Source organism: Azospirillum sp. Sh1 (assembly GCF_008365135.1).
Lineage (GTDB): Bacteria > Pseudomonadota > Alphaproteobacteria > Azospirillales > Azospirillaceae > Azospirillum > Azospirillum oryzae.
In genome coordinates this window covers 1-24,786 of the sequence record NZ_VTTK01000033.1, presented here as the reverse complement: position 1 = coordinate 24,786, position 24,786 = coordinate 1, and the positions used below count along the sequence as shown (strand labels likewise).

Below are 24,786 nucleotides of genomic sequence, written 5' to 3'. Positions count from 1 at the left end.
CTCGTGTTTCCTCCCACAGGAACGCTGAAGATGCGGAAATGCCTGCTTCTTGCTGGACTTTTTGCCCTTATTCGGCGGCCACCGGCGTTGCCTGCGTCCCCGCCATCGCCTCGGCACCCGCCTTCACCGCCTTGACGATGTTGTGATAGCCGGTGCAGCGGCAGATGTTGCCCTCCAGCCCCTCGCGGATCTCGGCCTCGGTCGGGTTCGGGTTCTCGCGGACCAGATCGACCGCGCTCATCACCATGCCCGGCGTGCAGAAGCCGCACTGCAGGCCATGATGCTCGCGGAAGGCGGCCTGCATCGGGTGCAGCGTGCCGTCGGCCGCCGCCAGCCCTTCGATCGTCGTCACCGCCGCCCCGTCGGCCTGGACGGCCAGCGTGGTGCAGGACTTCACCGACCGGCCGTCGACAAGGACGACGCAGGCGCCGCACTGGCTGGTGTCGCAGCCGACATGGGTGCCCGTCAGGCCGAGATGCTCGCGCAGGAAGGCGACGAGCAGGGTGCGCTCCTCCACCTCGCGCGAGACCGTCTTGCCATTGACGGTCATCGAAACGGTACAGGACATCGGTTTTCCTCCCGCTGGCTGAAGTCTGGCTTGCAGTCGTTTGGCGTGCAGTTGGGACTTATGACTGTCGTATGACGCGCCTTGATCCGGAGCCGTGGTGGTGTCCGCTTCGGCCGGCGGTCTTCCGCCACAAGGATAGGGGGTGTCGGCCCGTCGAGGTCAAGGAGCCTGTGCATGCCTTGGCCGAAAGAATGGCCTGTCAACGGTCGATATGTCGGATTGTACGTACTGGCGCGCAATTTTGTGGCGCGTTACAGTGGGTTGGGGCTGCCCATGGCTTTGGGCATGCAAACGAATCCGCCCGGCAACGATCCGGGTGCAGCAACGATAATGGGGAGAGCCGCTATGAATCGCCCATCCGTGAAGCGTCACCTTCTGGCCCTGTACACGGCCGCCGGCCTTGGCGTCAGCCTTGGCCTGGCCGCCCTGCCGGCCAAGGCGGAGACCTTCATCACCGTTCTGACCGGCGGCACCAGCGGGGTCTATTATCCGCTCGGCGTGGCGCTGTCGAACGTGTACGGCAAGGCGCTGCCGGGGGCCAAGGTGACGGCGCAGGCGACGAAGGCGTCGGTGGAGAACCTGAACCTGCTGCAGGCCGGCCGCGGCGAGATCGGCTTCACGCTGGGCGATTCGCTGAGCGACGCCTGGAAGGGCAACGAGGAGGTCGGCTTCAAGCAGAAGCTGGACAAGCTGCGAACCATCGCCGCCATCTATCCCAACTATATCCAGGTCGTCGCTGCCAAGGAATCGGGCATCAAGACGCTGGCCGACCTCAAAGGCAAGCGGGTGTCGGTCGGCGCGCCGAAGTCGGGGACGGAACTGAACGCGCGCGCCATCTTCAACGCCGCCGGTCTGGCCTACAAGGACTTCGCCAAGACTGAATATCTGCCCTTCGGCGAATCGGTCGATCTCATCAAGAACCGCCAGCTGGACGCGACGCTGATCTCCGCCGGTCTCGGCGTGGCGGCGATCAAGGATCTGTCGTCGTCGCAGGAGATCACCGTCGTCAGCATCCCGGCCGACGTGGTGCAGAAGGTCGGCGACGCCGCCTACATCACCGAGACGATCCCGGCCGGCACCTATCCCGGCCAGGACGCCGCGGTGCCGACCGCCGCGGTCCGCAACCTGCTGGTCAGCCATTCCGGGGTGTCGGACGACGCCGCCTATGCGATGACCAAGACGCTGTTCGAGAATCTGGACGCGCTGGCCGCCGCCCATGTCGCCGCCAAGCAGATCAAGCTCGACAAGTCGGCCACCCAGTCGCCGGTGCCGTTCCACCCCGGCGCCGTCAAGTACTACAAGGAAAAGGGGCTGATGTAAGGGACGGGCCTTATTTAAGAAAGGAAATGGCGGAGAAGCCGTAGTGAGCGCACAGAAAAATCAGGCGGAAGCCGAGATCCGCCAAGCCATCGACCGGGAAAATCCGTCCACGGTCGCCGCTTTCGAAGGGTTCGACGGGCGGGCGGTCTTCGCCATCGCGGTCGCCTTCTCCGCCTTCCAGATCTGGACCGCCGCGTTCAATCCCGTGTCCACCATGGTGGTGCGGGCGGTCCATGTCGGATTCCTGCTGCTGATGACCTTCACCCTGTTCGGCTTTCGCCAGACGGCGGAACGCAGGCGGGTTCCCTGGTACGACTGGCTGCTGGGCCTGACCGCCTTCGGCGTCGGCCTCTACCATTATGTGTTCGAGGTCGACCTGATCCAGCGGGCGGGGGACCCCAACACCACCGACCTGATCGTCGGCACCATCGCGGTGGCGCTGGTGTTCGAAGCGGCGCGGCGCATCATGGGGCTGGCGTTGCCGATCATGTGCGGCGTCTTCATTCCTTACGCCCTGTTCGGCCGTCATCTTCCCTTCGGTCTTGCCCACCGCGGCTATGACATCGATCAGGTGATCGACAACCTGTATTTGTCGACGGAGGGTATCTACGGCACGCCGACCTTCGTGTCGGCCAGCTACATCTTCCTGTTCATCCTGTTCGGCGCCTTCCTGGAGCGCGCCGGCATGATCAAGCTGTTCAACGACGTGTCGCTCGGTCTCGTCGGTCATGCCAAGGGTGGGCCGGCGAAGGTGGCGGTGATCTCCTCCGGCCTGATGGGCACCATCAACGGGTCGGGCGTCGCCAATGTGCTGACCACCGGGCAGTTCACCATTCCGCTGATGATGCGGTTCGGCTATCGCCCGGCCTTCGCCGGCGCGGTGGAGGCCACCGCCAGCATGGGCGGGCAGCTGATGCCGCCGGTGATGGGGGCCGCCGCCTTCATCATGGCGGAAACCATCGGCGTGCCTTACAGCGAGGTGGCTGTAGCCGCGGCGATTCCCGCGATCCTTTATTTCGGCAGCGCCTTCTGGATGGTCCATCTGGAGGCGGGCATGCACAACCTCGTCGGCCTGCCGAAGGACCAGTGCCCGAGCGCGCTTCGTGCCGTGGTGGAGGGCTGGTACCTGATCATGCCGTTGGCGGCACTGGTCTATCTGCTGTTTTCGGGTTTCACGCCCCTGTTTGCCGGCGTGATCGGCATTGCGGCCACGGCGGCGTTGATCCTGGGCACGGCCATCGTCGGCAAAATCGGTCCCATGGCCCTGCGGGTGGCCTTCTGGGTAGCGGTCGGGCTGGTGGCGGCCGGCCTGTGGAAGCTGGGCTTCCGGACCGAGCATCTGGCCTTCACCATGGTCGTGCTGCTCATCATCCCGTGCCTGATGTTCAAGGGCGGCAGGGAGACGCTCACGCTGGTGGTGAACAGCATCGCCGATGGCGCCAAGAACGCCGTCGGGGTCGGCGTCGCCTGCGCGCTCGTCGGTGTGCTGATCGGCATGATGACGCTGACCGGCCTCGCCTCCAGCTTCGCCTCCACCATCGTCGACTGGTCGGGCGGCAATTTGCTGGCGGCGCTGGTGCTGACCATGATCGCCTGCATCGTTCTGGGAACCGGCCTGCCGACCACCGCCAATTACATCATCACCGCGTCGATCGCCGCGCCGGCTCTGCTCACCATGGGCGTGCCGCTGATGGTCAGCCACATGTTCGTCTTCTATTTCGGCATCATGGCCGACCTGACCCCGCCGGTGGCCCTGGCGGCCCTGGCGGCCTCGTCGATCTGCAAGGCCGATCACATGAAGATCGGCTGGATCGCGACGCGGGTGGCGATGGCGGGCTATGTCGTTCCCTTCATGGCGGTCTACGACCCGGCTCTGGTTCTGCAGACCGGGGACTGGCTGGCGGTGGCTTATGTGTTCGTCAAGGCCTGCCTCGCCATCGCCCTGTGGGGAGCCGCAACCATCGGCTTTTTCTGGACATCGCTGCCGCTGGTCGCCCGGGCCTATGCCGCTTTGACAGCCTTCCTGTACGTGGTCGCCTTGCCGCTGACGGACGAGGCCGCCTTCGTCATGACCGGCATGTTCCTGCTGTGGCAACACCGGCGCCGCAGCATGCCGACCGCGGCGGCCGTCTCGTAGTCCGTGGCCGGTCTCTGCCTGTTCGCCCTCGGCGGCGCGCTGCTGGCGTCGCTGCCGGGGACGCAGTTCACCCTGTCCTGGACCCACTCCATCGAGAAGACGGAGTGGCGGGAAAGCTGGACTGTCGAAGCCGGCCGGCTGCACCCGACCGAGGCCCGCATCCGCGGCACCGGCGCCGGGATGGAGCCCGGCCCCGACGCCCGGCTGACCGCCGACGGCTGGATGGCGTGGACGCCCGATCTGCCGCCGCAGGACGGCGTCACGCTGGCGGCGTCGGGCTTTACCGGGGAGCACCGGCTGTGCGCCGGGGCGGACTGCCGGCCGCTCTCGGGCTGGACCGGGGTGAAGGATCAACCCGTGGCGATGCGGGCCTGCCCATAGGCTGTGCCCGCCCCCCGCCTACGAAAGTTCGTGCAGCCGGAGCCCCTTCCGGCTTGGCTTACGCTGCGTCAATCCGCATACTCCCGTTCCTTTCGTCAGCCTACCATCCGGACCGATGATCAATTCCCCCACGCACCAACGCCGTTCATCCCTCCTTCCGGCCGTCCTCGGCGCGGCGCTCGCCGTCGGCGGCGTGCTGCTGGGCACACATGGGGTTCAAGCGGCGGAGGTGGCGGCGGAGGTTGCCCATGGCGGTGTGCCGCATCTGGACGGACGGCTGCTGAGTGCCGGATGGGTCGTTCCCTTCGCCGGGATCCTGCTGTCGATCGCGCTGTTCCCGCTGCTGGCGCCGATGGTCTGGCACCATCACTTCGGCAAGATCTCGGCCATCTGGGCGCTGGCTTTCCTGGTGCCCTTCGCCGCGACCTTCGGGGTCGATCTCGCGACCTACGAACTGCTGCACACGGTCCTGCTGGAATACATCCCCTTCATTGTGCTGCTGACCGCGCTGTTCACGGTGGCGGGCGGCGTGCGGCTGACCGGGTCGCTGGTGGGAACGCCGGCGGCCAACACCGTCGGGCTGGCGCTGGGCACGGTGCTGGCGAGCCTGATGGGCACCACCGGCGCCTCGATGCTGCTGATCCGCCCGCTGCTTCGGGCGAACGAACACCGGCGCCACAAGGTCCACACCATCGTCTTCTTCATCTTCCTGGTGTCGAATGTCGGCGGCTCGCTGACCCCGCTCGGCGACCCGCCGCTGTTTCTCGGCTTCCTGAAGGGCGTCGATTTCTTCTGGCCGACGGTCCATCTGCTGGCGCCGATGTCCTTCCTGGCCGGTCTGCTGCTGGTGATCTATTTCGTGCTCGACCTCGTCCTGCACACCCGCGACCCCGGCAAGCATCCGCTGATCGAGGGCGTTCACGAGCGCGAGCCGATCCGCATCGAGGGCAGCGTCAACCTGCTGCTGCTGGTCGCCATCATCGGGGCGGTGCTGCTGAGCGGCGTCTGGCATCCCGGCGTCGGCGTCACGCTGTACCATGTGACGGTGTCGCTGGAGACCATCGTGTCGAACCTGCTGCTGCTGGGCATCACCGGTCTGTCGCTGACCCTGACCAGCAAGCAGAGCCGCCGCCTGAACGGTTTCAGCTGGGGCCCGATCCTGGAGGTGGCAAAGCTGTTCGCCGCCATCTTCCTGACCATCATCCCGGCCATCGCCATCCTGAAGGCCGGCACCGACGGCGCGCTGGGCGCCATCATCTCCGCGGTGAACGAGGGTGGGAAGCCCAACCCCGCCGCCTATTTCTGGGCGACCGGCATCCTGTCCAGCTTCCTGGACAATGCCCCCACCTACCTGATCTTCTTCAACACCGCCGGCGGCGACGCGAAGATGCTGATGGGCGACCTGTCGCTGACGCTGACCGCCATTTCCGCCGGCGCGGTGTTCATGGGTGCCAACAGCTATATCGGCAACGCCCCCAACTTCATGGTCAAGGCGATCGCGGAGGAGCGGGGCGTCGCCATGCCCAGCTTCTTCGGCTATATGGCCTGGTCCTGCGGCATCCTGGTGCCGCTGCTGGGCCTGACCACGCTGGTCTTCTTCCTGTGACGGTCCCAATTCTGTAACAGCCCGCAACGAAACCAATCGTCACCTTCCACCGTTAACCCGCGATGGGGCCGCCTTTCCGTCCGCAATCGGACGGGTGTGTGCGGCGTAACGGCTGGAGGGTGACGTGGTTTCGAAGGATCTCGGCTGGAACACGGGTGCGGGCTTCAAGGCGGGGCAGCCGATGGCTGCGCGCAGGCAAATCCCATCGGGGCAGGTACCATCGGTCTGAGCGGCCGGAGCCTGCGCCATGAGAACGCAGACCAACCCCGGCCACCTCCATTCCCTGACCCCGCTACGCGGCATCGCGGCCTTGTGGGTGGTGCTGTACCATTACAGTTTCCAGTATTTCCCCAACCTGCACCCCGACAGCTACACGCATCTGGTGCAGAAGGGCTATCTGGCCGTCGACCTGTTCTTCATGCTCAGCGGCTTCGTGCTGACGCATGTCTATCACGACACCTTCAGCCGGTCGGTCGGCGACAAATACTGGAGCTTCCTCAGGGCGCGCGTCGCCCGGCTTTACCCGCTGCATCTGGCGGTCCTGCTGCTGTTCGTGGCGACGGCGCTGGCCGTCCGCACGGTGGAATATGCCGCCACCGGCAGCTTCCCGGCGATCCCGCTGAAAGGGGCGGAATCGGTCGGTGCGCTGGTCGCCAACCTGTTCATGCTCCAGGGCCTGTATGCCAGCATGCTGAGCTGGAATTACCCGGCCTGGTCGATCAGCCTGGAGTTCATGGCCTATCTGGTCTTCCCCTTCGCGCTGCCATTGGTCTGGCGGGCCAGCGGGCGGACGCAGGCGCTGATGGCGGCCGGTGCGCTGGCGACGCTCTGCCTGCTGGCCTGGGCGACGCAGGACAATCTGAACCAGTGGGACGGGCCGCAGACCCTGCTGCGCTGCCTGCCGGAGTTCCTGCTGGGCACGCTGCTCTACAGCGCCTTCCGCAGCGGGCTTGCCGCGTCGCTGCTGTCCAGCGACCTGACGATGGCCGGCGTCGTTCTGGCGATCCTGGTGCTTCTGCACGCCGGCGGTCCGGACCTGCTGGCGGTGCCGCTGTTCGCCCTGCTGATCCTGGCGGCGGTCGCCAACCGGGGTCGGGCCGCGGGTGCCTTGAATGTCCGGCCATTGGTGTGGTTGGGCGACGTGTCCTATTCGCTCTACCTGATCCACGGCTTCGTCGAATATGCCACCACAAGGGTGCTGGGGCTGGGGCTCGGCATCTACGACCGCAAGGCGCTGCCGGGCGGTTGGTCGATGGCGCTGCTGGTGGCGATGGTGACCGCCTGCCTGCTGATGGCCGGCCCGGCCTATCGCCGGATCGAGGTGGGCGGCCGGCGCCTTCTGCGGGAGGGGCCGAGCGTCGGCCGGCTGACGCTGGCAGCGGCGGGGCGGCGGGCGGATTGACGCGGAACTTTGCTAAAAAAATGCGCCCGGGGCAGATGCCGCCGGGCGCAAAGGCACAGTACGAAAGAGGATCATCAGCAATTGATGATGCAATCGGGAGATCGATTGTGGCGTCACCCTGTCATGGGTCGTTCGAGCGTCCCTTGACCGTGGTCAAGCTTGAGCGTCAAGTCGAAACAATGTTGTTGGTCGCGCGAATGGGCTGTGCGATTGGATAGAGTTGTTCCCCAAATGGGAACGCTGTAAGCTTGAGGGCATGAACGTCATCAAGCGCGCCACTCTGACCAGCTTCTGGGAACGGCATCCGGAAGCGGAACAGGCCCTCAAGGAGTGGTTCCGGACGGTAAAATCATCCGGGTGGACCTGCATGGATGACGTGATGAAGAGCTATCCGAGGGCGAAGGTTCTGAACGGCGAGCGCGTCCGGTTCGAGATCTGTGGCGGCAACCATCGCCTGATCGTCGCGTTCAAGTTCACCGTCAACATCGCGTTCGTGAAGTTCATCGGAACACATGCGGAGTATGACCGCGTCGATGCTCTTACAGTCGACCGGTATTGAGGAGACCTGGAATGTCCCACCTGAAGCCCATTCATTCGGACGCCGATCACGCGGCATCGGTTGAGGAGATCGAACGGCTTTGGGATGCCGAACCGGGAACTCCGGAGCATGACCGGCTAGAGATTCTCGGCACGCTGGTCGATGCCTATGAATCCTCCCGCTGGCCCATCGATACCCCCGACCCTGTCGAGGCGATCAAGGCCCGGATGGATGCGGCCGGCTACACGCAGTCGGATCTCGGGCGTCTTCTCGGGTCGCGGCCACGGGCGAGCGAGGTGTTGAACCGACAGCGCCGCTTGACCGTCGAGATGGCGTGGAAGCTTCATACGGCCTGGGCGATCCCGGCGGAGAGCCTTATCAAGCCCTACGCTCTCCGTACGGGAGAGATGCCGAAGTAACCCGGCACCTCTCCCGATCCGTCAATCCCCCAATGCCGGCCTGGGCAGTGCCCCGTTCATCCCGTCGTCCTCCACCTCCTCCGTCTCCGGCCGGGGCACGCGGAACCATGCCGCGTAGAGCGCCGGCAGGAAGAAGATCGTCAATACCGTGGCGCCGGCCAGACCGCCCATGATGGCGACCGCCATCGGGCCCCAGAAGACGCTCTGGGTCAGCGGGATCATAGCCAGGATGGCGGCGGCGGCGGTGAGCGCGATGGGGCGGGCGCGGCGGACCGTCGCCTCGACGATGCTGTCCCAGCGCGAACGGCCGCCGCGGATGTCCTGTTCGATCTGATCGACCAGGATGACCGAGTTGCGCATGATGATGCCGGCCAGCGCGATGACGCCCAGCATGGCGACGAAGCCGAAGGGCAGGTTGAACAGCAGAAGCGAGGCGGTGACGCCGATCAGACCCAGCGGCGCCGTCAGCAGCACCAGGAACACGCGCGAGAAGCTCTGCAGCTGCAGCATCAGCGTGGTGACCATGATCAGCAGCATCACCGGCATCATGGCGTTGATCGAATCCTGGCCCTTGGCGCTCTCCTCGATGGCACCGCCCATGGTGATGGCGTAGCCATCGGGCAGGGTGGTGCGCAGCGCGTTCAACTGGGCGTTCAGCTGGGTGCTGACTACCGGAGCCTGCAGGCCGCCGGTGACGTCGCCCTTGACCGTCATCGTCGTCTCACGCGCCCGGCGCCACAGGACGGGCTCCTCAAGCTCGTAGCGGACGCTGGCGACCTGGCTGAGCGGGACGGTGGTGCCGCGGCTGGTGCGGATGTTCAACTCGCCCAGGCGGGACAGATCCATCCGCTCTTCCGGCGTGGTGCGCAGCAGGACGCCGATCAGCTCCGTGCCCTCGCGGTACTGGGTGACGGACATGCCGTTCAGCAGCAGTTGCAGGGCGTTGGACAGATCCTGCTTCGACACGCCCAGCGCGCGCGCCTTGGCGGTGTCCACCTCCAGCCGGACGCGCTTCGACAGCTCGTCCCAATCCAGATGGACGTTGGCGGTGTTGGGATGGGCGCGCATGGTGTCGCGCACCTGATAGGCGATCTTGCGGATGGTGGCCGGGTCCTCGCCGGTGACGCGGAACTGCACCGGGTAGCCGACCGGCGGCCCGTTCTCCAGCCGGCTGATGCGGACGCGGGCGGCGGGGTAGTCGGCCTCCAGCGTCGGCTCCAGCCGCTGCATGAAATGTTCGCGCTCCTCCAACCCCTTGGTCATTACCATGAACTGGGCGAAGTTGGCGGTTTCCAGCTGCTGGTCGAGCGGCAGGTAGAAGCGCGGCGAGCCGCCGCCGGTATAGGCGACCCAATAATCGACATCCGGGTCCTTGGCCAGCACCGCCTCCATCCGCTTCACCTCGGCGGCGGTCGCCTCGAAGGAGGAGCCTTCGGCGAGACGGATGTCGATCAGCAGTTCCGGCCGGCTGGCCGACGGGAAGAACTGCTGCTGGACATGGCCGAAGCCGATCAGCGCGGTGACGAAGGCAGCCACCGTCACGCCGATGGTGATCCAGCGCGCCCGCACGCAGGCCTCGATCATGCCGCGCAGGATCCGGTAGGCGCGGGTGTCGTAGATGTCCAGCTCGTGCCCGTCCGGCACCACATGCTTGGGCTTGGGCAACAGCAGCCAGCCGAGATAGGGGGTGAAGATCACCGCCACCACCCAGGACAGCAGCAGCGACAGCGCCACCACCCAGAAGATCGAGTTGGTGTATTCGCCGGCGGCCGACGCGGCGAAGCCGACGGGCACGAAGCCGGCGGCGGTGACGACGGTGCCGCTCAGCATCGGGAAGGCGGTGGAGGTGTAGGCGAAGGCGCCGGCCTTCAGCCGGTCCCACCCCTGTTCCATCTTCACCACCATCATCTCCACCGCGATGATGGCGTCGTCGACCAGCAGGCCGAGCGCGATGATGAGTGCGCCCAGCGAGATGCGCTGCAGATCGATGTGCAGAAGCTGCATCGCCACCAGCGTCATCGCCAGCACCAGCGGTACCGCCAGCGCCACGACGATGCCGGTGCGCCAGCCCAGGCTGACGAGGCTGACCAGGATGACGATGCCCAGCGCCTCGGCCAGCGATTCCATGAACTCGCCGACCGAATGCTCCACCACCTTCGGCTGGTCGGCGACCTGCGCCACCTCCAGCCCCGCCGGCAGTTCGGCGCGGACCTTCTCCATTGCCGCGTCGAGCTGTTCGCCCAGCTTCAGGACGTTGCCGCCCTTCGCCATCACCACGCCGATGCCGATGGCGTCGCGACCGTTGTAGCGCAGGGTGTAGCGCCGCGGCTCGACATAGCCGCGCTTGACCTCCGCCACGTCGCCGATGGTCAGCAGCCGGCCGCCGCTTTCCACCGGGATCGCGCGCACCGCCGCCGCGGTATCGAGGCCGAGATCGAGCCGGACATAGACGCGCTGCGATCCGGTATCGACGTCGCCCGATGCTGCGATGGCGTTCTCGCGCTGGAGCGCCTGGATCACCGACTCCACCGGCAGGCCGAAGCTGGCGAGCCGCTGGCTGGAGATCTCGACATAGACGCGCTCCTCCTGCGGGGCGATCAGGTCGATCTTCTCGACGCCCGGCAGCTTCAACAGGCGGGCGCGCGCCTGCTCGGCCACCTTCTTCAGCTGGGCCGGAGTGAAATCCTCGCCCATGAAGGCGTAGATGCCGGAATAGACGTCGCCGAACTCGTCATTGAAGAAGGGGCCGACCACGCCGTCGGGCAGGGTGTAGCGGATGTCGCCGATCTTCTTGCGCACCTGATACCACAGGTCCGGCACCATCTTCGGCGGGGTGTAGTCCTTCAGCTGGACGAAGACCACCGACTCGCCGGGCTTGGAATAGCTGCGGGCGACGTCGTAATAGGGGACCTCCTCCAGCTTCTTCTCGATGCGGTCGGTGACGAACTGTTCGACCTCTCGCGCGGTTGCGCCCGGCCATTGGGTGCGCACCACCATCACCTTGAAGGTGAAGGACGGATCCTCCGCCCGGCCCAGGGTCTTGTAGGCCAGCGCGCCGGCCAGCACGCTGGCGAGCATCATGAACAGAACCAGCGTGCGGTGGGCCAGCGCCCAGGCCGACAGGTTGAGGCGGGAGTGGTTCATCGCGCCGGCTCCGTCCAGACGCGGACCTTCTGGCCGGCGTCGAGCTTGTGCACACCGGCGGTGACGACGCGCTCGCCGTCCTTCAGCCCGCCGCCGATCAGGGCGAGGTCGCCGGCATAGGCCGCGACGGTGACCGGGCGCAGCTCCAGCCGGTCATCCGGCGCCGACAGCACCCAGACCGCCGGCGTTTGCTCGCGCTGGGTCAGCGCGCTGAGCGGCAGGCGGGCGACCGGGGCGCCATGGTCGGCGGCGGCGGTGACCGTGGCGGTCATGCCGAGCTGGACCGTCGGCGGCGGATCGGTCAGCGCGATCTTCGCCTGGAAGGTGCGGGTCGCGGCGTCGGCGCTGGGCGAGACCTCACGCAGGGTGCCGGCGATGCTCTGGCCGGAATGGGACCACAGCTCGACCGACAGTTTCTGGCGGGGCAGGGCGGCGACGCTCTGTTCGGGGATGTTCGCCACCGCTTCCATCGCGCCCAGCCGGGCGACGCGCAGGGCGGTCTGGCCGGCTGCCACCACCTGTCCCGGCTCGATCAGCGTCGCGGTGACGATGCCGGCCTCGTCCGCCACCAGCGTGGCATATTGGGCGGAGTTGTTGAGGACGCGCAGCTGCGCCTCCTGCTCCCGCACCTTGGAGTCGGCCTTGTCCAGCGTGGTCTTGCGGCGGTCGTATTCCTGGCGCGTCGTCCATTCGCCCTGGCGCAGGCTGGCGTAGCGCTGGAAATCGCTGCGGGCGTTGGCCGCGTCGGCCTGGGCGGAGGCGAGCTGCGCCTGGGCGGCGCGAATCTGCAGCTGCAGGTCGGTCGGGTCCAGGCGGGCGAGAGGCATTCCGGGTTCGATGCGGGTCCCGACCTCCACCAGCCGGGCGGTCACCTTGCCGCCGACGCGGAAACCGACATCGGCCTCCACCCGCGGACGGATCACCGCCGGATAGCGCACGCTGTCGACCAGCGGTTCCAGTGCCACGGTGGCGACGCGGACCGGCCGCACCTCTCCCTCCGCCGGGGTCGAAGCGGACTGCGTTTCATTGCAGCCGGCGAGCAATCCCGCCACCGCCAGCAGCGCCGTTGTCGCCATGACGGCGGACGCAAGCCGCCTTTCGCGGAATTGGGCCATACCACGTCTCCCCACTGGACTGGACTGTATCGTACTGCTACCGTCCTACTCCGGCACCCATCCCACGTCAAGAGTGAACGGTACAGTTCAGTGCAGTCATCGGAGCAAAAAGCGTCTCATCCGCCCGCGTCCCATGATGCGAAGGCGGAACAGATCGTCGCCGCCGCGCGGGAGGTGTTTCTGGAGCTTGGCTATGCCGCCACGTCGATGGATCAGGTGGCGCAGCAGGCGCGGGTGTCCAAGACCACCCTCTACACCCGCTTTCCGTCGAAGGAGGAGCTTTACACCGCGGTGATCTCCGCCGAATGCGAACGGCGCGGCCTGCGCTTTGCGCCGGAGATGTTCGATCGCATGCCGTTGCGCGACGTCCTGGTCCAGGTCGGCCGCCGCTTCACCGACCTGCTCTGGTCGGATGCGGCGATCCGCGTCCATCAGGCGGTGGTGGGGGAGGCGACGCGGATGCCGGTCGCCGCCCAGCTCTATTTCCAGGCGGGGCCGGAGCAGGGCATCGCCAATTTCGTCGCCCTGTTCACTCGGCTGGCCGAGCGCGGGGTGATCGCCACCGACGACCCGGCCTTCGTCGCCCGCCAGTTCCTGGCCGCCATGCAGGGCGGCGCCTATTGCCAGCTGGTGCTCGGCCTCTGCCCCGCACCGACGGAGGAGGAGCGCCACGCCTTCGTCGACAAGGCGGTGGACCTGTTCCTGCGCGGCCTCAGCGCTTGAGCCGCCTCAGGCCAGCTTGAAATAGCGCATCACCAGCCCGCGCAGCTCGTCCCGCACCCCGTCGTCGCCCATCTCGGTCAGCTGCTCGTGAAGATCGGCGGCGATGGCGGTGAAGCGGGCGAGCACCACCGGGTCGAAATGCTTGCCGGCGCCGTCGGCGAGGATGCCCATGGTGGTGGCGTAGGACATCGGCTCCTTGTAGGGCCGGCGGGAGGTGAGGGCGTCGAACACGTCGGCAACGGCGAAGATGCGGGCGGAAATCGGGATCGCCTCTCCCCGCAGCCCGCGCGGATAGCCCGATCCGTCGAACTTCTCGTGATGGCCGCCGACCACGTCGGCCGCATCGGCCAGCCAGTCGGACGAGCCGACGATGTCCAGTCCATGGACGACATGGGTCTTCATCACCGCGAACTCCTCGGCATCCAGCTTGCCGGGTTTCAGCAGGATGCTGTCGGGAATCGCGATCTTGCCGACATCGTGCAGGAAGGCGCCCTTCACCAGCTGCCGGATCGCCGCATCCTCCAGCCCCAGCGCCTCGGCCAGCCGGATGGCGAGGACCGTCACCCGGTAATTGTGGGCGTTGGTGTCGCTGTCGCGCTTGGCGATGGCGCTGCCCAGCGCCGTCAGCATGCCGATGTTGGCGTCGAGCAGGCCGCGCGACAGCCGCAGGATGCCCCGGTTGTAGGCCCCGAAAATCGGCAGCAGGACGAGCGCCGTCCCCAGCACCGACAGCGACGACACGGCGACCACGGTGGCGGTGTCGCGCAGGATCTCGTGCGACCGGCGGGCCGAGAGCTGGAAGACGCTTTCGAAATAGCCGAGTGGCCGGCCATCGGAATCGAGCAGCGGCTCCATCGTCTGGATGAAGATATGCCCGTCGAGCGTGAAGCGGTCGTAGATCGCCTCGCCGTCCGTGGGAAAGCCATGCCGGGTGGAGGATAGGCGCTGCTCTGCCCACTCCGCGCCGGGGGCGACATATTCGGCCGTCTTCCGCTGATCCGGTGCATAAAGCTCCGCGACGATGAAATGGCCGTCGCCATGGTTCAGGCGCAACCCGTTGCGGCTTGCCATGAAGCGCTGGAGCGACGCCTCCAAATCCGAATCGGCGGCCCCGGCGGCGAGCGACGAGCGGGCTTCGGTCAGGAAAGCCGCCGATTCCTCACGCGCCAATTCAACGACCCGGCCGTCGGCGATCTCGACCTCGACCAGAAAGGCGATGCCGCCGACCGCCAGCGCCAGGAACAGGGCGGCGCCGGCCAGACGCAGCAGCACGGCGCGGGCGGTGGGCAGCCGCATCGTCGCCACATCGGCATGGCGGCCGGACAGGGACCTGAAAAGCAGGCTGAGCCGCCGCCGCTCGCTCGTCGCCGTCATCGTGCTGCCGACCACCTTGCTGCCGATCACCTTGCTGCTGATCTGCGCGCTCATCGCCACACCCCGTTTGCGCCATACCCCGTTTGCAGGGCTGGCCGATCTAGACGATGCCCACGCCAAGCGTCAATATCGCCGGCCCGGGTCACAGGATCCGGCGGGAAATGTTGAGACGGCGTTAAGTTTTGGCAGGCACCGTGCCGCCGGCCGTTACTCGATGCTCATGGAAGGAATTGTATCGTGAAGTCCGCCTGCCCCTGCGGTTCGGGTGTCGAATTCGACCGCTGCTGCGGCCCGATCCTGGCCGGGCGGCCCGCGCCCTCGGCCGAAGCGCTGATGCGGTCGCGCTACACCGCCTTCGTCCGCCACGACATCGACCATATCGAGCGAAGCTGCGCCCCGGAAACCCACGCCGCCTTCAGCCGGGCCGACGCCGAACGGGTGGCGGAGGAATGCGAGTGGGGGCCGCTGACCGTCATGAAGGCGGAGGAGACCGGCGACGACGGCATGGTCGAGTTCTTCCTGACCTTCCGCCGCGACGGGGAGGAATGGCCGCTGCACGAACGGTCGCGCTTCCGCCGGATCGACGGGCGCTGGCTCTATGTCGACAGCGTCCTGAACCCGAAGGACCCGCCGCGCCGGGTGGTGAAGGTCGGCCGCAACGATCCCTGCCCCTGCGGCTCGGGGCGCAAGCACAAGGCCTGCTGCGGGCGTTGAGAGATCTCAGTTACGTTAAGAACCTTTCTCGGCCGTCATTCCCGCGAAGGCGGGAATCCAGCTTTCCCAATGGCTTCATTCCGGAAAAGCCTGGATCCCCGCCTTCGCGGGGATGACGGCCGATAAGAGTGCGCGTGTTCAATCCAACACCCGCAGCTGACGACCCATCAACTGATGCCGAGATAGCGCCCCGGCTTGTGGTTGATCGCCAGCGTGATGTTGACGATGACGGCCCCCAGGATCGACAGCAGCAGCCGGTCCGGCGCCAGCACGAAGAAGGCGCCGCCCAGGATGGCGAGGTCGACGCCGAGCTGGAAATAGCCGGCGCGGATGCCGTAGCGCTCCTGCAGGTAGATCGCCAGGATGTTGACGCCGCCCAGCCCGGTGCGGTGGCGGAACAGCATCAAGAGGCCGGTGCCGCACAGGCCGCTGCCCACCACCGTGGCATAGACCGGGTCCAGATGGGTGAAGCCCACCCACTGGTCGGTCAGGCGGGAGAACAGGGTCACCAGCGCCACGGCGATGAAGGTGCGCGCCGTGAACTGCCAGCCCAGCCGCTTCCAGGCCAGCCAATAAAAAGGCAGGTTGATCGCGAAGAAGATGATGCCGAACTGAACCTTGGTGACGTAGCTCAGCAGCAGCGCCAGACCGGCGGTGCTGCCCGTCAGCAGCATCGTCTTGGAATAGATCAGCATGCCCAGCGCGATGAACAGCGTGCCCATCAGCATGGCGAGCGCGTCTTCATACAGCTGGTGGCGCTCCACCGCGGCGGGCGGGGCCTGGAGGGTCGCGGCCATGGTCGTTTGCTCCCCTTAACGAAGAGCGACGAACTTCGCCACCACGTCGTCCACCTCGGCCGTCTTCAGGCCGGCGATGTTGATGCGGCCGGAGGTCGGCATGTAGATGGCATGGTCGGCGCGCAGGCGCAGCACCTCCGCCTCGGTCAGCGGCAGCAGCGAGAACATGCCCTCCTGCTCCGCCACCGCCGTCAGGGCGGGGAAGGCGCCGGCCAGCCCGGCGGCCAGCTTGCGGCGGATGCCGGTGATGCGGGCGCGCATGCCATCCAGCTCGGCGGTCCAGTCGGCGGTCAGGGCGGCATCGCTCAGGATGGTGCGGACCACGGCGGCGCCATGGTCGGGCGGCATCGAATAGCTGGTGCGGGCCAGCGCCATCAGGTTGGACTTGGCGAGATCGGCGGCGGCCGGCTCCGCGGCGACGGCGAAGATGGCGCCGGTGCGCTCGCGGTAGAGGCCGAAGGACTTGGACGACGACACGGCGACCAGCGTTTCCGGCACGGCCCCGATCAGGTAACGCAGCCCCTCCGCATCCTCGTCCAGCCCGCGGCCGAAGCCCTGATAGGCGAGGTCGACCAGCGGCAGGACGCCGCGCGTCTCCAGCACCGCCGCGATCGTCTTCCACTGGTCGAGCGACAGCGGCGCGCCGGTCGGGTTGTGGCAGCTGCCGTGCAGCAGGGCGACGTCGCCGGGCTGCGCCGCCTCGAACGCCGCGACCATGCGGTCGAACAGCACGGTCTGGCCGGCGGTGTCGAAGAAGGGATGGCTCACCACCTCCAGCCCGGCGGCGGCGAAGATGCCGACATGGTTGGGCCAGGTCGGCTGGCCGACCAGCACGCGCTTCGACCCGCCGCGCAGGACGAGGTCGGCAGCCAGACGCAGCGCGCCCGACCCGCCGGGGGTCTGCACGCCGGCGGCGGTGACCTTCGTCCCGGCCTCGGCGCCGACCAGCGACCACAGCCGCTCCAGATAGCCCGCGTCGCCTTCCAGCCCCAGGTAGGATTTGCTGTCCTGCCCGTCGAGCAGCAGCCGTTCCGCCGCCTTGACCGCGCGGAAGACCGGGGTGCGCCCCTCCTCGTCACGGTAGACCCCGACGCCGAGATCGACCTTGCCCGGCCGCGGGTCCTGCTTGTACAGCCCGATCAGGGCGAGCAGGGCGTCGTCGGGCTGGCGGGAAAGCGCATTGAACATGGCGGTTCGTCCGGTCCTTGGTGAGGGTAGAGGCGATGATGGCGGCCGTGAAGCCCGGCCGGTGCGATCCTCCACTTTCGCGGTCTCCGGGACAATGGAGAATTCATATCGTCTGATACGCTTAAGCATCGCGACAATTTGCAATGCCAGCGATTGCCGGGCATCCTTCACCGGGAAGGAGCAGTCAGATCGATGACCGATTTTCAGAAGACCCGCGCCCGCTTCCGCATTCCGGAGGGCGTGATCTATCTCGACGGCAACTCGCTGGGACCGCTGCCGATCGCTGCCGGGGAGCGGGTGGCCCGCACCCTGGCCGATGAATGGGGCGGCCAGCTGATCCGCGGCTGGAACAGCGCCGGCTGGATGGTGCAGCCACGAAAACTCGGCGACCGCATCGCCCGGCTGATCGGCGCGCCGGAGGGCAGCGTCGTGGTCGGCGACACCCTGTCGATCAAGGTCTATCAGGCGCTGGCCGCCGCGCTGGCGATGCGGCCGGATCGCAGGGTCATCCTGTCCGACAGCGGCAATTTCCCCACCGACCTCTACATGGCGGAAGGGCTGATCGAAACGCTGGGCCGCGGCCATGTCCTGAAGCTGGTGGCGCCGGAGGAGGTGGAGGGCGCCATCGGCGAGGATGTCGCCGTGCTGATGCTGACCCAGGTCGATTACCGGACCGGGCGCCTGCACGACATGGCGACGCTGACCGCCAAGGCCCATGCGGCGGGGGTGGTGACGGTGTGGGACCTCGCCCATTCCGCCGGCGCGCTGCCGGTCGATCTGGCCGGCGCCGGGGCGGATTTCGCCGTCGGCTGCACCTACAAGTATCTGAACGGTGGGCCGGGCGCCCCGGCCTTCATCTATGTCGCCCCACAGCATGCGGAGACGGCGCTGCCGGCCTTGTCCGGCTGGATGGGGCACGAGGCGCCCTTCGCCTTCGATCCCTCCTACCGGCCCGGTGCGGGGGTGGAGCGCATGCGCGTCGGCACCCCGCCGGTGATCGCGCTGGCCGCGCTCGACGCCGCGCTGGACGTCTGGGACGATGTCGACATGGCCGACATCCGCCGCGCCTCCGTTGCGCTGTGCGACCTGTTCATCGAACTGGTCGAGGCGCAATGCCCGATGCTGGAGTTGGCCTCCCCGCGCGACGGCAGCCGGCGCGGCAGTCAGGTGTCGTTCCGCCATCCCCAGGGCTACGCCATCATGCAGGCGCTGATCGACCGCGGCGTGATCGGCGACTTCCGCGCGCCGGACGTGCTGCGCTTCGGTTTCACCCCGCTCTACATCGGCGAGGCTGAGGTGCGGGGCGCCGTCGCGATTCTGAAACAGGTTATGGACGGCGGGCTTTGGGACCGGCCCGAATACCACAAGAAGGCGATCGTAACATGAGCGGGCGGGATGAGAGGGGGCCTTACGATCCGGCGGACGAGGGCGCCCAGATGGCCTTCGACGGGCGGATGTCCTACGGCGACTATCTGCAACTGGACCGCATCCTGGGGGCGCAGGTCCCGCGTTCCACCGCCCATGACGAGATGCTGTTCATCATCCAGCATCAGACGTCGGAACTGTGGATGCGGCTGGCCGTCTACGAGATCCGCGCCGCCCGCGAGGCGATCCGCGAGGACCGGTTGTCCCCCGCCTTCAAGATGCTGGCCCGCGTCGCCCGCATCTTCGAACAACTGAACTCCGCCTGGGACGTGCTGCGCACGATGACGCCCAGCGAATACACCCGCTTCCGCGACGATCTCGGCCAGTCCTCCGGTTTCCAGTCCTACCAGTACCGGGAGATCGAATTCCTGCTGGGCAACCGCAATCCGGCGATGCTGCGGCCCCACGCCCACCGTCCGGAAATTCATGCCATGCTGGAACAGGAACTGTCGCGTCCCAGCCTGTATGACGAGGCGCTGCGCCTGCTCGCCCGCAACGGCATTCCGGTTCCGGCGGAGGTGCTGGAGCGCGACGTGTCGAAGACCCACCAGCCCCATGACGGCGTGACCGAGGCGTGGCGGGTCATCTACCAGTCGCCCGAGGAACATTGGCCGCTCTACGAACTGGCCGAGAAGCTGGTGGATTTCGAGGATTACTTCCGCCGCTGGCGCTTCAACCACGTCACGACGGTGGAACGGGTGATCGGCTTCAAGCGCGGCACCGGCGGCACCGGCGGCGTGTCTTACCTGCGCAACATGCTGGCGGTGGAGCTTTTCCCGGAACTCTGGCGGGTGAGGACGGTGCTTTGACGGGTTTGCACAGGATCGCGGATTGGGACGACGCCTACAGCAACAGCGCCTACATCCCCGGCGGCGACGCCTATCCCGCCCGCTGGGCCGAACGGGCCGCCGCCTTCCGGGCGGAGCTTGCCGGCACCGGCCGGGCGGAACTGGACCTGCCCTATGGCGAGGGGGAGCGGGAACGCTACGACCTGTTCCGGCCGGAGGGAGCAGCCAAGGGGACGGTGGTCTTCGTCCATGGCGGCTATTGGATGGCTTTCGACAAGGGGTGCTGGTCGCATCTGGCGGCCGGGCCGCTCGCACGCGGCTGGGCGGTCGCCATGCCAAGCTACACGCTCTGTCCGGAAAACCGCATCGCCGGCATCACCCGACAGGTGGCGCGGGCGGTGGAAGCCATCGCGGTGACGAATGACGGGCCGCTGCGCCTGACCGGTCATTCCGCCGGCGGCCATCTGGTCAGCCGGCTCGCCTGCGCCGACGCCCCGCTGTCGGAAGCGGTGCGGGCACGGGTGGAGCATGTCGTCTCCATCAGCGGCCTGCACGACCTGCGCCCGCTGCGGAACACCCACATGAACGCCACGCTGCGGCTGGACGAGGTGGAGGCCGCGGCGGAAAGCCCGGCCCTGCTGTATCCCCGGCCGGGCATCGGCGTCACCTGCTGGGTCGGGGCCGACGAGCGGCCGGAGTTCGTCCGACAGTCGGAGCTTCTTGCCAACATCTGGCTTGGGCTGGGGGTGGCGACCGGGTTGCGGCTGGCCGAGGGGCGCCACCACTTCGACGTCATCGACGATCTGGCGGACCCGGAGTCAGAACTGGTGGGGAGGCTGTTGACTGCGTGAGGGGGATTACTGGGTGAAGAACATTGCGGCAAAAACGGCGGCAGTGGCGGCGATCACCGTCACCAGCCCGCTGCGCCCCAATGCGCGCTGGCGGTGCAACGCCACCGCCACCACGATGACGGCTATGCTGGTCAGGATCAGGCCCAACTTGGCTTCGGTCATGTCGAATTATCCTTGATGTCGGTGTCAGTGCGGGCCGATCCAGCCCAGCGCGCCGGCGGCGGTGACCAGCAGGATTGCGCCGCACAGCAGCACCAGCCAGCCGGTCATCGCCAGCCGCCAGCCCGGTCCGGCCTGGTCCAATTCCAGGTAATGCAGGAGGATTTCCCGTCCCTTCGCCACGGCCAGCGCCAGCAGCAGAGCCGCCCCGGCGATGCCGACGCTGCCGCCCGCATCGCCATGGCGGGCGAACAGCAGGGTGACGGCGGTCAGGCCGATCAGTACCAGCCAGGACAGCGTCAGCCGGTCGATCTTCTTGAAATGCGTCATGGCCGGTCTCCTCAGCGGATCAGATAGACGAGCGGATAGAGGATCACCCAGACCAGATCCACCATGTGCCAGAAGGCCGCCCCGGTCTCCAAATTCTCAATCAGCGTTTCGGGCACCGTCTCGGGGCCGGACCGGCTGACCAGCAGCAGGATGACGATGCCCAGCATCACATGCAGGGCGTGGAAGCCGGTCAGCAGGAAATAGAGGGTGAAGAAGCTATCGGTGTCGATGGTCAGGCCGGCGCCCAGCGTCGCCGAATATTCCATCGCTTTCACCGCCAGGAACACCGATCCGACCGCCGCCGCCATCACCATCGCCCGGCGCGCCTGCGCCACCGCGCCGCGCCGGCCGGCGGCGACGCCGCGGGCGGCCAGATAGCCGCTGGTCACCAGCACCATGGTGTTCAGCGCCCCCGCCGTGCCGTTCAGATGGGCCTGTCCCGCGGCGAAGGTCGCCGGATCCAGCACGCGGGCGACGGCGAAGCCGATGAAGGCGGCGCCGAACACCGCGAGTTCGCTGAAGATCAGGATCCACATCATCAGGTTGCCGGGCAGGGCGGCGAGGCCGCCCGCCCGTTCTTCAGGTCCCGGCAGTTCCAGGCCCGTCATCTCCAGGCCCCTCATCTCGATGTCGGCCATATCCAATTCCCGCTGTCCAAAGCTTGTCATCACGTATGCGAATGATATGTCACCGGCCCCGCCATCGGCTTGACCACGGTCAAGGAATGACCTTCCGCCACGGTCAATTATTCGTCCGACCCGTGGCGGTAAGACGCTGCGACGCCCGTCTTCCGGCCCCTGCTTCCAGACTGCGGCTTCGCGCAACCAACGCCTCCCGAACCGACCCCCACTCGACCGACAGATCGAGATTTCCAGGGATCCCGAGCGATGACCGAACGCTTTACTAAGGCGGCCGCGCGAAACATCTTCTATGGCGGATCGCTGTTCTTCTTCGCGACATTCGTCACGATGACCGCGCTCAGCCACAATTACATCGTCAATACCAGCACAGACAAGAAGGGGCTGACCGAGGCGGTCACCCGTGGCAAGCATGTGTGGGAAAAGAACTCCTGCATCAACTGCCACACGCTGCTGGGCGAGGGCGCCTATTTCGCCCCCGAGCTGGGCAATGTCTGGCTGCGCTACGGCGGCGACAAGGACCCCGAGGGCGCCGTGATGGCGCTGAAGGGCTGGATGGCGGCCCAGCCCTCCGGGATCGAGGGCCGGCGCCAGATGCCGCAGTTCAACCTGACCGATCGGGAAGTCGAGGACCTCGCCGCCTTCCTGGAATGGACCAGCCGCATCAACACCCAGAACTGGCCGCCCAAGCTGTCGGGCTGAGGAGATTTCCGTCATGAAGTACGAATCGCAAAAAGTCGCCCTCTATTACTTCGCGGCGGCCATGGGACTGTTCGGTGTGCAGATCCTGGTGGGTCTCCTGGCCGGCACCGTCTATGTGCTGCCCAATACGATGTCGGAGCTGCTGCCCTTCAACATCATCCGGATGATCCACACCAACGCGCTGATCGTCTGGCTGCTGATCGGCTTCTTCGGCGCCGCCTATTATCTGATCCCGGAAGAGGCTGAAACCGAACTGCACAGCCCGAAGCTGGCGCTGATCCAGCTCGGCCTGTTCGTCTTCGGCGCGCTGGCCGCCGTCGTCGGCTATGTCTTCCGCATCCATGAGGGGCGCGAGTTCCTGGAACAGCCCCTGTGGATCAAGGCCGCCATCGTCGTCGTCGCGCTGATGTTCCTCTACAACGTCACGCTGACGGTGCTGAAGGGCCGCCGCACGGTCATCACCAACATCCTGCTGGTGGGCATGTGGGGCATCGCCATCTTCTTCCTGTTCTCCTTCTACAACCCGGGCAACCTGGCGCTGGACAAGATGTACTGGTGGTACGTCGTCCATCTGTGGGTCGAGGGCGTGTGGGAACTGGTCCTGGCCTCCATCCTCGCCTTCCTGATGATCAAGATGACCGGCGTCGACCGTGAAGTGGTCGAGAAGTGGCTGTACGCCATGGTCGGCCTGGCCCTGTTCAGCGGCATCCTCGGCACCGGCCACCATTATTATTGGATCGGCACGCCCGGTTACTGGCAGTGGATCGGCTCGCTGTTCTCCACGCTGGAAGTCGCCCCCTTCTTCACCATGGTCGTCTTCGCCTTCATGATGGTGTGGAAGAGCGGCCGTCGTCATCCGAACAAGGCGGCGATGCTGTGGTCGCTGGGCTGCGCGGTCTTCGCCTTCTTCGGCGCCGGGCTGTGGGGCTTCCTGCACACGCTGGCCCCGATCAACTACTACACCCACGGCACCCAGGTGACCGCGGCGCACGGGCACCTCGCCTTCTACGGCGCCTATGCGATGATCAACCTCGCCATCATCACCTACGCGATGCCCTACCTGCGCGGCCGGGCGCCCTACAACCAGACCCTCAACATCTGGAGCTTCTGGCTGATGAGCGGCGGCATGGCCTTCATGACCTTCGCCCTGACCGCCGCCGGCATCGTGCAGACCCACCTGCAGCGCGTGATGGGCATGGGCTACATGGAGGTCCAGGAACAGATCGCCATGTTCTACTGGCTGCGTCTGGGCGGCGGCGTCGCCGTCGGGATCGGCGTGCTGGTCTACCTCTACGCCATCTTCGGCCCGGCCCGTGAAGAGCGTCCGGCGGCCGTCGCCGGCAACCTGCAGGCGGCCGAGTAAGCCTCGAACCTCCGGCCCCCGTTCGCATCCGCGACGGGGGCCGTCCGTTTTCCAAGAGTCCTTCCCATGATCCGCAGCGCCGCCACCCTTGCCGCCGTCCCCGGTACCGCCGATGCCGCCAACAGCGCCGATCTGCCCTACTATCAGCCGACGGGCGACGAGTGCGCGCTGTTCGAGCATGCCTACAACCACCGCCTGCCTCTTCTGCTGAAGGGGCCGACCGGCTGCGGCAAGACCCGCTTCGTCGCCCATATGGCCGCCAAGCTCGGCCGGCCGCTCTACACCGTGTCCTGCCACGACGACCTGACCGCCGCCGACCTGACCGGCCGCTATCTGTTGAAAGGTGGCGACACCGTCTGGGCCGATGGGCCGCTGACCCGTGCCGTGCGCGAGGGGGCGATCTGCTATCTCGACGAGGTGGTGGAGGCGCGCAAGGACGTCACCGTCGTGCTGCACCCGCTGACCGACGACCGCCGCATCCTGCCGCTGGACCGCACCGGCGAAACGCTGGAGGCACCCGCGGGCTTCATGCTGGTGGTGTCCTACAACCCCGGCTACCAGAATGTGCTGAAGGCGCTGAAGCCCAGCACGCGCCAGCGCTTCCTGGCCGTCGAGTTCGATTTCCCGTCGCCCGAGCGCGAGATCCCCATCGTCGCCACCGAAAGCGGCCTGCCCGAAAACCGCGTCGCTCCGCTGGTCCGCCTCGCCAACGCGCTGCGCGCACTGAAGGGGCAGGATCTGGAGGAAGGCGTGTCGACCCGCCTGCTGATCTACTGCGCCACGCTGATCCGCTCCGGCATGAAGCCGGAACGCGCCATCCGCGCCGCCCTGATCGAGCCGCTGACCGACGATCCGGACATCCGCGCCGCCCTGCTGCGCGTGGCCGAGGTCACGCTGGGGTAGGGGCTGCCGGCAGATTACGGAACCGGATCTCCACCTTTGCGGCCGTCATCCCCGCGAAGGCGCTACGGGATGCACACATCTCAGCGTCACGTAAGACGTTGGAACAAAGCAATTTTGTCGGTCGTCATTCCCGCGAAGGCGGGAATCCAGGCACATCCGCCGCTGATCTGCGGAGTTTCCTGGATCCCCGCCTTCGCGGGG

Annotated in this window: 24 protein-coding genes; 15 read left to right on the top strand and 9 right to left on the bottom strand. The window is 66.9% G+C overall.

Annotated features, from left to right (window positions below):
- Nucleotides 1-67: 67 nt before the first annotated feature.
- The gene (locus tag FZ029_RS25400; RefSeq protein WP_149272477.1) at nt 68-568 is read right to left on the bottom strand and encodes a (2Fe-2S)-binding protein; all 501 of its coding nucleotides are present in this window, start codon (nt 566-568) and stop codon (nt 68-70) included.
- Between the two features lie 345 nt (nt 569-913).
- Here FZ029_RS25400 and FZ029_RS25395 point away from each other — a divergent pair, with 345 nt between their 5' ends.
- The 7 genes from FZ029_RS25395 (at nt 914) to FZ029_RS25365 (ending at nt 8,371) form a co-directional block, all read left to right on the top strand.
- Entirely contained in the window at nt 914-1,888 is a 975-nt protein-coding gene (locus FZ029_RS25395; protein ID WP_149272476.1) for a TAXI family TRAP transporter solute-binding subunit, read from the top strand.
- A gap of 43 nt (nt 1,889-1,931) precedes the next feature.
- Nucleotides 1,932-4,025, top strand: coding sequence for a TRAP transporter permease (locus FZ029_RS25390; RefSeq protein WP_149272475.1), 2,094 nt, complete (start codon nt 1,932-1,934; stop codon nt 4,023-4,025).
- A gap of 3 nt (nt 4,026-4,028) precedes the next feature.
- Entirely contained in the window at nt 4,029-4,406 is a 378-nt protein-coding gene (locus FZ029_RS25385) for a DUF1850 domain-containing protein (RefSeq protein WP_149272474.1), read from the top strand.
- A gap of 115 nt (nt 4,407-4,521) precedes the next feature.
- On the top strand, nt 4,522-6,012 hold the full coding sequence (locus FZ029_RS25380) for a sodium:proton antiporter (RefSeq protein ID WP_149272473.1): 1,491 nt from the start codon (nt 4,522-4,524) through the stop codon (nt 6,010-6,012).
- Nucleotides 6,013-6,259: 247 nt separating this feature from the next.
- Nucleotides 6,260-7,414, top strand: a complete 1,155-nt coding sequence (locus FZ029_RS25375; RefSeq protein WP_149272472.1) for an acyltransferase — start codon at nt 6,260-6,262, stop codon at nt 7,412-7,414.
- Nucleotides 7,415-7,670: 256 nt separating this feature from the next.
- A complete protein-coding gene (locus FZ029_RS25370; RefSeq protein ID WP_149272471.1) occupies nt 7,671-7,973 on the top strand; it encodes a type II toxin-antitoxin system HigB family toxin in 303 nt (100 codons plus the stop codon).
- A gap of 11 nt (nt 7,974-7,984) precedes the next feature.
- Nucleotides 7,985-8,371 (top strand): helix-turn-helix domain-containing protein, encoded by a 387-nt coding sequence (locus tag FZ029_RS25365; protein ID WP_149272470.1) that lies wholly within the window; start codon nt 7,985-7,987, stop codon nt 8,369-8,371.
- A gap of 21 nt (nt 8,372-8,392) precedes the next feature.
- Here the strand turns inward: FZ029_RS25365 and FZ029_RS25360 are convergent, their stop codons facing one another.
- Both FZ029_RS25360 and FZ029_RS25355 read right to left on the bottom strand, forming a co-directional pair.
- Nucleotides 8,393-11,515: an efflux RND transporter permease subunit gene (locus FZ029_RS25360; protein ID WP_149272469.1), complete on the bottom strand. Its 3,123-nt coding sequence runs from the start codon at nt 11,513-11,515 to the stop codon at nt 8,393-8,395.
- Nucleotides 11,512-12,630, bottom strand: a complete 1,119-nt coding sequence (locus FZ029_RS25355) for an efflux RND transporter periplasmic adaptor subunit (protein ID WP_149272468.1) — start codon at nt 12,628-12,630, stop codon at nt 11,512-11,514. Before FZ029_RS25355 ends, FZ029_RS25360 begins: the two co-directional genes overlap by 4 nt.
- Before the next feature lie 90 nt (nt 12,631-12,720).
- Here FZ029_RS25355 and FZ029_RS25350 point away from each other — a divergent pair, with 90 nt between their 5' ends.
- A complete protein-coding gene (locus FZ029_RS25350) occupies nt 12,721-13,353 on the top strand; it encodes a TetR/AcrR family transcriptional regulator (protein WP_149272467.1) in 633 nt (210 codons plus the stop codon).
- Nucleotides 13,354-13,359: 6 nt separating this feature from the next.
- Here the strand turns inward: FZ029_RS25350 and FZ029_RS25345 are convergent, their stop codons facing one another.
- Entirely contained in the window at nt 13,360-14,781 is a 1,422-nt protein-coding gene (locus tag FZ029_RS25345; RefSeq protein WP_247892495.1) for an HD domain-containing phosphohydrolase, read from the bottom strand.
- A 183-nt stretch (nt 14,782-14,964) separates the two neighbouring features.
- Here FZ029_RS25345 and FZ029_RS25340 point away from each other — a divergent pair, with 183 nt between their 5' ends.
- Nucleotides 14,965-15,441 (top strand): YchJ family metal-binding protein, encoded by a 477-nt coding sequence (locus tag FZ029_RS25340; RefSeq protein WP_149272466.1) that lies wholly within the window; start codon nt 14,965-14,967, stop codon nt 15,439-15,441.
- A 167-nt stretch (nt 15,442-15,608) separates the two neighbouring features.
- Here the strand turns inward: FZ029_RS25340 and FZ029_RS25335 are convergent, their stop codons facing one another.
- Both FZ029_RS25335 and FZ029_RS25330 read right to left on the bottom strand, forming a co-directional pair.
- Nucleotides 15,609-16,238: a YitT family protein gene (locus tag FZ029_RS25335; protein ID WP_149201561.1), complete on the bottom strand. Its 630-nt coding sequence runs from the start codon at nt 16,236-16,238 to the stop codon at nt 15,609-15,611.
- A 15-nt stretch (nt 16,239-16,253) separates the two neighbouring features.
- Nucleotides 16,254-17,426 (bottom strand): amino acid aminotransferase, encoded by a 1,173-nt coding sequence (locus FZ029_RS25330; protein ID WP_149272465.1) that lies wholly within the window; start codon nt 17,424-17,426, stop codon nt 16,254-16,256.
- Nucleotides 17,427-17,618: 192 nt separating this feature from the next.
- Here FZ029_RS25330 and kynU point away from each other — a divergent pair, with 192 nt between their 5' ends.
- From kynU to FZ029_RS25315, 3 genes are read left to right on the top strand one after another with little or no spacing between them, the layout of a single operon-like run.
- Entirely contained in the window at nt 17,619-18,812 is a 1,194-nt protein-coding gene (gene kynU / locus FZ029_RS25325) for a kynureninase (RefSeq protein ID WP_149272464.1), read from the top strand.
- On the top strand, nt 18,809-19,660 hold the full coding sequence (kynA, locus tag FZ029_RS25320; RefSeq protein ID WP_149272463.1) for a tryptophan 2,3-dioxygenase: 852 nt from the start codon (nt 18,809-18,811) through the stop codon (nt 19,658-19,660). Before kynU ends, kynA begins: the two co-directional genes overlap by 4 nt.
- Nucleotides 19,661-19,665: 5 nt before the next feature.
- Nucleotides 19,666-20,490 (top strand): alpha/beta hydrolase, encoded by an 825-nt coding sequence (locus FZ029_RS25315; RefSeq protein WP_348771138.1) that lies wholly within the window; start codon nt 19,666-19,668, stop codon nt 20,488-20,490.
- 6 nt (nt 20,491-20,496) lie between these two features.
- On the opposite strand, the gene FZ029_RS33150 is transcribed toward FZ029_RS25315, so the two are convergent.
- The 3 genes from FZ029_RS33150 to FZ029_RS25305 are packed head-to-tail and all read right to left on the bottom strand — an operon-like array spanning nt 20,497 to nt 21,617.
- Complete coding sequence (locus tag FZ029_RS33150) at nt 20,497-20,652, bottom strand: hypothetical protein (RefSeq protein ID WP_188052053.1); 156 nt, start codon at nt 20,650-20,652, stop codon at nt 20,497-20,499.
- 24 nt (nt 20,653-20,676) lie between these two features.
- Nucleotides 20,677-20,979, bottom strand: coding sequence for a cytochrome C oxidase subunit IV family protein (locus FZ029_RS25310; protein WP_247892494.1), 303 nt, complete (start codon nt 20,977-20,979; stop codon nt 20,677-20,679).
- A gap of 11 nt (nt 20,980-20,990) precedes the next feature.
- Nucleotides 20,991-21,617: a cytochrome c oxidase subunit 3 gene (locus tag FZ029_RS25305; protein WP_247892493.1), complete on the bottom strand. Its 627-nt coding sequence runs from the start codon at nt 21,615-21,617 to the stop codon at nt 20,991-20,993.
- Nucleotides 21,618-21,866: 249 nt separating this feature from the next.
- Between FZ029_RS25305 and FZ029_RS25300 the strand changes: the two genes are divergently transcribed.
- From FZ029_RS25300 to FZ029_RS25290, 3 genes are all read left to right on the top strand, one after another.
- Nucleotides 21,867-22,319 (top strand): cytochrome c, encoded by a 453-nt coding sequence (locus tag FZ029_RS25300; protein ID WP_149272461.1) that lies wholly within the window; start codon nt 21,867-21,869, stop codon nt 22,317-22,319.
- A gap of 13 nt (nt 22,320-22,332) precedes the next feature.
- Nucleotides 22,333-23,682: a cbb3-type cytochrome c oxidase subunit I gene (locus FZ029_RS25295; RefSeq protein ID WP_149272460.1), complete on the top strand. Its 1,350-nt coding sequence runs from the start codon at nt 22,333-22,335 to the stop codon at nt 23,680-23,682.
- A gap of 66 nt (nt 23,683-23,748) precedes the next feature.
- The gene (locus FZ029_RS25290; protein ID WP_174757540.1) at nt 23,749-24,585 is read left to right on the top strand and encodes a CbbQ/NirQ/NorQ/GpvN family protein; all 837 of its coding nucleotides are present in this window, start codon (nt 23,749-23,751) and stop codon (nt 24,583-24,585) included.
- Nucleotides 24,586-24,786 lie beyond the last annotated feature (201 nt).

Coding starts and splice junctions, on each gene's coding strand:
- FZ029_RS25290 (WP_174757540.1), top strand. CDS start 23,749: ATGATCCGCAGCGCCGCCACCCTTGCCGCCGTCCCCGGTACCGCCGAT.
- FZ029_RS25375 (WP_149272472.1), top strand. CDS start 6,260: ATGAGAACGCAGACCAACCCCGGCCACCTCCATTCCCTGACCCCGCTA.
- FZ029_RS25365 (WP_149272470.1), top strand. CDS start 7,985: ATGTCCCACCTGAAGCCCATTCATTCGGACGCCGATCACGCGGCATCG.
- FZ029_RS25345 (WP_247892495.1), bottom strand. CDS start 14,781: ATGAGCGCGCAGATCAGCAGCAAGGTGATCGGCAGCAAGGTGGTCGGC.
- FZ029_RS33150 (WP_188052053.1), bottom strand. CDS start 20,652: ATGACCGAAGCCAAGTTGGGCCTGATCCTGACCAGCATAGCCGTCATC.
- FZ029_RS25355 (WP_149272468.1), bottom strand. CDS start 12,630: ATGGCCCAATTCCGCGAAAGGCGGCTTGCGTCCGCCGTCATGGCGACA.
- FZ029_RS25395 (WP_149272476.1), top strand. CDS start 914: ATGAATCGCCCATCCGTGAAGCGTCACCTTCTGGCCCTGTACACGGCC.
- FZ029_RS25295 (WP_149272460.1), top strand. CDS start 22,333: ATGAAGTACGAATCGCAAAAAGTCGCCCTCTATTACTTCGCGGCGGCC.
- FZ029_RS25305 (WP_247892493.1), bottom strand. CDS start 21,617: ATGGCCGACATCGAGATGAGGGGCCTGGAGATGACGGGCCTGGAACTG.
- FZ029_RS25400 (WP_149272477.1), bottom strand. CDS start 568: ATGTCCTGTACCGTTTCGATGACCGTCAATGGCAAGACGGTCTCGCGC.
- FZ029_RS25300 (WP_149272461.1), top strand. CDS start 21,867: ATGACCGAACGCTTTACTAAGGCGGCCGCGCGAAACATCTTCTATGGC.
- FZ029_RS25370 (WP_149272471.1), top strand. CDS start 7,671: ATGAACGTCATCAAGCGCGCCACTCTGACCAGCTTCTGGGAACGGCAT.
- FZ029_RS25310 (WP_247892494.1), bottom strand. CDS start 20,979: ATGACGCATTTCAAGAAGATCGACCGGCTGACGCTGTCCTGGCTGGTA.
- FZ029_RS25360 (WP_149272469.1), bottom strand. CDS start 11,515: ATGAACCACTCCCGCCTCAACCTGTCGGCCTGGGCGCTGGCCCACCGC.
- FZ029_RS25335 (WP_149201561.1), bottom strand. CDS start 16,238: ATGGCCGCGACCCTCCAGGCCCCGCCCGCCGCGGTGGAGCGCCACCAG.
- FZ029_RS25380 (WP_149272473.1), top strand. CDS start 4,522: ATGATCAATTCCCCCACGCACCAACGCCGTTCATCCCTCCTTCCGGCC.
- kynU (WP_149272464.1), top strand. CDS start 17,619: ATGACCGATTTTCAGAAGACCCGCGCCCGCTTCCGCATTCCGGAGGGC.
- FZ029_RS25330 (WP_149272465.1), bottom strand. CDS start 17,426: ATGTTCAATGCGCTTTCCCGCCAGCCCGACGACGCCCTGCTCGCCCTG.
- kynA (WP_149272463.1), top strand. CDS start 18,809: ATGAGCGGGCGGGATGAGAGGGGGCCTTACGATCCGGCGGACGAGGGC.